Origin of the sequence: Cellulomonas hominis, assembly GCF_901521055.1 — a bacterium.
GTDB lineage: Bacteria > Actinomycetota > Actinomycetes > Actinomycetales > Cellulomonadaceae > Cellulomonas > Cellulomonas endometrii.
Window position 1 is genome coordinate 1 of the sequence record NZ_CABEGA010000096.1, and the last position, 5,517, is coordinate 5,517.

The window sequence follows — 5,517 nt, forward strand, 5'->3', positions numbered from 1 at the left end:
GCCTCCGGCCAGGAGCCCGCAAGGGTGAGTGGGGGATGCGCGTCTGTTCTTTGAGAACTCAACAGTGTGCCAAGTAGTTGATGCCAAGATGGTTCATCGGCTCGGGTGGTCGCCTCATTCGGGGTGGACGCGAGAGTGGGTGAGTCTTGGTTGACGTGTGATCGGCCCTGCTCCGTCTGGGTCGGTTGCACAACAGCCGAATTCAACTGACTGCCTCGTCGCCAGCGACGGGGTGGTCGTTTCGTGTGTCGGTGGATCGCCGCTTTCGGGTGGTGGTTGCCATGTAGACATTAACGGAGAGTTTGATTCTGGCTCAGGACGAACGCTGGCGGCGTGCTTAACACATGCAAGTCGAACGGTGAACCCCAGCTTGCTGGGGGGATCAGTGGCGAACGGGTGAGTAACACGTGAGTAACCTGCCCCTGACTCTGGGATAAGCCTTGGAAACGAGGTCTAATACCGGATACGTGACGCTCAGGCATCTGATGCGTCTGGAAAGATTTATCGGTCAGGGATGGACTCGCGGCCTATCAGCTTGTTGGTGGGGTAACGGCCCACCAAGGCGACGACGGGTAGCCGGCCTGAGAGGGCGACCGGCCACACTGGGACTGAGACACGGCCCAGACTCCTACGGGAGGCAGCAGTGGGGAATATTGCACAATGGGCGCAAGCCTGATGCAGCGACGCCGCGTGAGGGATGAAGGCCTTCGGGTTGTAAACCTCTTTCAGCAGGGAAGAAGCGAAAGTGACGGTACCTGCAGAAGAAGCGCCGGCTAACTACGTGCCAGCAGCCGCGGTAATACGTAGGGCGCAAGCGTTGTCCGGAATTATTGGGCGTAAAGAGCTCGTAGGCGGTTTGTCGCGTCTGCTGTGAAAACTCGAGGCTCAACCTCGGGCTTGCAGTGGGTACGGGCAGACTAGAGTGCGGTAGGGGTGACTGGAATTCCTGGTGTAGCGGTGGAATGCGCAGATATCAGGAGGAACACCGATGGCGAAGGCAGGTCACTGGGCCGCAACTGACGCTGAGGAGCGAAAGCATGGGGAGCGAACAGGATTAGATACCCTGGTAGTCCATGCCGTAAACGTTGGGCACTAGGTGTGGGGCTCATTCCACGAGTTCCGTGCCGCAGCAAACGCATTAAGTGCCCCGCCTGGGGAGTACGGCCGCAAGGCTAAAACTCAAAGAAATTGACGGGGGCCCGCACAAGCGGCGGAGCATGCGGATTAATTCGATGCAACGCGAAGAACCTTACCAAGGCTTGACATACACCGGAAACTTCCAGAGATGGTTGCCCCGCAAGGTCGGTGTACAGGTGGTGCATGGTTGTCGTCAGCTCGTGTCGTGAGATGTTGGGTTAAGTCCCGCAACGAGCGCAACCCTCGTCCTATGTTGCCAGCACGTAATGGTGGGGACTCATAGGAGACTGCCGGGGTCAACTCGGAGGAAGGTGGGGATGACGTCAAATCATCATGCCCCTTATGTCTTGGGCTTCACGCATGCTACAATGGCCGGTACAAAGGGCTGCGATACCGCGAGGTGGAGCGAATCCCAAAAAGCCGGTCTCAGTTCGGATTGGGGTCTGCAACTCGACCCCATGAAGTCGGAGTCGCTAGTAATCGCAGATCAGCAACGCTGCGGTGAATACGTTCCCGGGCCTTGTACACACCGCCCGTCAAGTCACGAAAGTCGGTAACACCCGAAGCCGGTGGCCCAACCCTTGTGGGGGGAGCCGTCGAAGGTGGGACTGGCGATTGGGACTAAGTCGTAACAAGGTAGCCGTACCGGAAGGTGCGGCTGGATCACCTCCTTTCTAAGGAGCATCTGACACGCCGGCCCACTGGGTGCGGGGTGCAGAGGCCAGGCTCGGACCGTATGCGTTCGGGGTGGTGCTCAAGGGTGGAACATCAACTACGGCGGCCGTGGTGGTCAGCACAGCGTCAGTACCTCGCTCCTTGTGGGTGGGTGGAACCTCGCATCGCTGGTCGGATCGGTCGCCTGGCACGCTGTTGGGTCCTGAGGGAACAGCCCGCTTTGGGGGTGTTGCTTCATGACGGGCCCGGTCGGTCGGTCGAACCGCTTGTCACTTCGGTGGTGGGTAGGCGCCGGCAGCTGGTCGGGGATCGTTCGTTGTTTGAGAACTGCACAGTGGACGCGAGCATCTTTTAAAGTAATGTCTTTGTGGTCAAGTTTTTAAGGGCACAGGGTGGATGCCTTGGCACTAGGAGCCGAAGAAGGACGTTGTAGCCTGCGATAAGCCTCGGGGAGTTGGCAAACGAACCGTGATCCGAGGATGTCCGAATGGGGAAACCCCGCACGAGTCATGTCGTGTGACCCGCACCTGAATATATAGGGTGTGTGGAGGGAACGCCGGGAAGTGAAACATCTCAGTACCGGCAGGAAGAGATATTCCGTGAGTAGTGGCGAGCGAAAGCGGATGAGGCCAAACCGTATGCGTGCCAAGCCGGCAGGCGTTGCGTGTACGGGGTTGTGGGACCTTTCAGATGATTCTGCCGAGTCATCAGGGAGTCAGAAAGTCGCGTTATAGTCGAAGGGCATTGAAAGGCCCGGCACAGAGGGTGGTACCCCCGTAGACGAAATGACGTGACCTCCCGAAGGGGATCCCAAGTAGCACGGGGCCCGAGAAATCCCGTGTGAATCTGGCAAGACCACTTGCTAAGCCTAAATACTACCTAGTGACCGATAGCGGACAAGTACCGTGAGGGAAAGGTGAAAAGTACCCCGGGAGGGGAGTGAAATAGTACCTGAAACCGTGTGCCTACAATCCGTCGGAGCCTCCCTAGCAGGGGTGACGGCGTGCCTTTTGAAGAATGAGCCTGCGAGTTAGTGGTACGTGGCGAGGTTAACCCGTGTGGGGAAGCCGTAGCGAAAGCGAGTCCGAATAGGGCGACACAGTCGCGTGCTCTAGACCCGAAGCGAAGTGATCTAGCCATGGGCAGGTTGAAGCGCGGGTAAGACCGCGTGGAGGACCGAACCCACCTGGGTTGAAAACCGGGGGGATGACCTGTGGTTAGGGGTGAAAGGCCAATCAAACTTCGTGATAGCTGGTTCTCCCCGAAATGCATTTAGGTGCAGCGTCACGTGTTTCTTGCCGGAGGTAGAGCTACTGGATAGCCGATGGGCCCCACCAGGTTACTGACGTTAGCCAAACTCCGAATGCCGGTAAGTGAGAGCGTGGCAGTGAGACTGCGGGGGATAAGCTCCGTAGTCGAGAGGGAAACAGCCCAGACCACCAGCTAAGGCCCCTAAGCGTATGCTAAGTGGGAAAGGATGTGGAGTTGCACAGACAACCAGGAGGTTGGCTTAGAAGCAGCCACCCTTGAAAGAGTGCGTAATAGCTCACTGGTCAAGTGATTCCGCGCCGACAATGTAGCGGGGCTCAAGTATACCGCCGAAGCTGTGGCATTCACACTTGCGCTAGGCCTTCGTGGTCCAGGCGTGTGGATGGGTAGGGGAGCGTCGTGTGGCGGGTGAAGCTGCGGGGTAACCCAGTGGTGGACGCCACACGAGTGAGAATGCAGGCATGAGTAGCGAAAGACGGGTGAGAAACCCGTCCGCCGAATGACCAAGGGTTCCAGGGCCAGGCTAATCCGCCCTGGGTAAGTCGGGACCTAAGGCGAGGCCGACAGGCGTAGTCGATGGACAACGGGTTGATATTCCCGTACCGGCGAAGAACCGCCCATACCGAGCCCGGTGATGCTAAGCGCCCGAGCCCGCACACCGTCTCCTTCGGGAGACACCGTGCGGGGGAGCGCGCGACCCGATCCGGTAGTAGGTAAGCGTATTAACAGGAGTGACGCAGGAAGGTAGCCCAGCGTGGCGATGGTAGTCCACGTCCAAGGCCGTAGGGCGAGTGGTAGGCAAATCCGCCACTCATCAAGCCTGAGAACCGATGGTGACAGCGTATGCTGGATGATTGGGTGATCCTATGCTGCCGAGAAAAGCTTCGACGCGAGGTTCTAGCCGCCCGTACCCTAAACCGACTCAGGTGGTCAGGTAGAGAATACCAAGGCGATCGAGAGAATCGTGGTTAAGGAACTCGGCAAAATGCCCCCGTAACTTCGGGAGAAGGGGGGCCTGAAGCGTGTACCGGCTTGCCCGGGAAGCGTGGAGGGCCGCAGAGACCAGGGAGAAGCGACTGTTTACTAAAAACACAGGTCCGTGCGAAGTCGCAAGACGATGTATACGGACTGACGCCTGCCCGGTGCTGGAAGGTTAAGAGGACGGGTCAGCCGCAAGGCGAAGCTCAGAATTTAAGCCCCAGTAAACGGCGGTGGTAACTATAACCATCCTAAGGTAGCGAAATTCCTTGTCGGGTAAGTTCCGACCTGCACGAATGGCGTAACGACTTCTCCGCTGTCTCAACCGCGAACTCGGCGAAATTGCACTACGAGTAAAGATGCTCGTTACGCGCAGCAGGACGGAAAGACCCCGGGACCTTTACTATAGTTTGGTATTGGTGTTCGGTGCGGCTTGTGTAGGATAGGTGGGAGACTGTGAAGCCGGCACGCCAGTGTCGGTGGAGTCAACGTTGAAATACCACTCTGGTCGCTCTGGATATCTAACCTCGGTCCGTGATCCGGATCAGGGACAGTGCCTGATGGGTAGTTTAACTGGGGCGGTTGCCTCCTAAAATGTAACGGAGGCGCTCAAAGGTTCCCTCAGCCTGGTTGGCAATCAGGTGGCGAGTGCAAGTGCACAAGGGAGCTTGACTGTGAGACTGACAGGTCGAGCAGGGACGAAAGTCGGAACTAGTGATCCGGCGGTGGCTTGTGGAAGCGCCGTCGCTCAACGGATAAAAGGTACCCCGGGGATAACAGGCTGATCTTGCCCAAGAGTCCATATCGACGGCATGGTTTGGCACCTCGATGTCGGCTCGTCGCATCCTGGGGCTGGAGTAGGTCCCAAGGGTTGGGCTGTTCGCCCATTAAAGCGGTACGCGAGCTGGGTTTAGAACGTCGTGAGACAGTTCGGTCCCTATCCGCTGCGCGCGCAGGAAACTTGAGAAGGGCTGTCCCTAGTACGAGAGGACCGGGACGGACGAACCTCTGGTGTGCCAGTTGTTCCGCCAGGAGCACGGCTGGTTGGCTACGTTCGGAAGGGATAACCGCTGAAAGCATCTAAGCGGGAAGCCTGCTTCAAGATGAGGTTTCCACGCCCCCTCGAGGGGTGAGAGGCTCCCGGCTAGACCACCGGGTAGATAGGCCGGATGTGGAAGAGGGGACGCAAGACCCTCGCAGCTGACCGGTACTAATAAGCCGACAACTTCACCACAACACTTTTTGTTGCTACGCGTCCACTGTGCGGTTCCCGAACCACGAGCACGCCCCCACCTCGGTGTGGGGGTCCCGTGCTTGACATGTTCGACAGAGTTACGGCGGTCATAGCGAAGGGGAAACGCCCGGTCCCATTCCGAACCCGGAAGCTAAGCCCTTCAGCGCCGATGGTACTGCACTCGCCAGGGTGTGGGAGAGTAGGACGCCGCCGGACACCATTCA

At 58.3% G+C, this 5,517-nt stretch carries 3 rRNA genes; all 3 read left to right on the forward strand.

The features are described 5' to 3' along the window. Positions 1 to 290: 290 nt before the first annotated feature. The 3 genes from KJP73_RS18915 (at position 291) to rrf (ending at position 5,509) form a co-directional block, all read left to right on the forward strand. Positions 291 to 1,811: ribosomal RNA gene (locus KJP73_RS18915) — 16S ribosomal RNA — on the forward strand. 370 nt (positions 1,812 to 2,181) lie between these two features. Next, positions 2,182 to 5,293, forward strand: a 23S ribosomal RNA gene (locus KJP73_RS18920). Between the two features lie 99 nt (positions 5,294 to 5,392). Beyond that, a 5S ribosomal RNA gene (rrf, locus tag KJP73_RS18925) occupies positions 5,393 to 5,509 on the forward strand. Together the 16S, 23S and 5S rRNA genes form the textbook arrangement of a ribosomal RNA operon. Positions 5,510 to 5,517 lie beyond the last annotated feature (8 nt).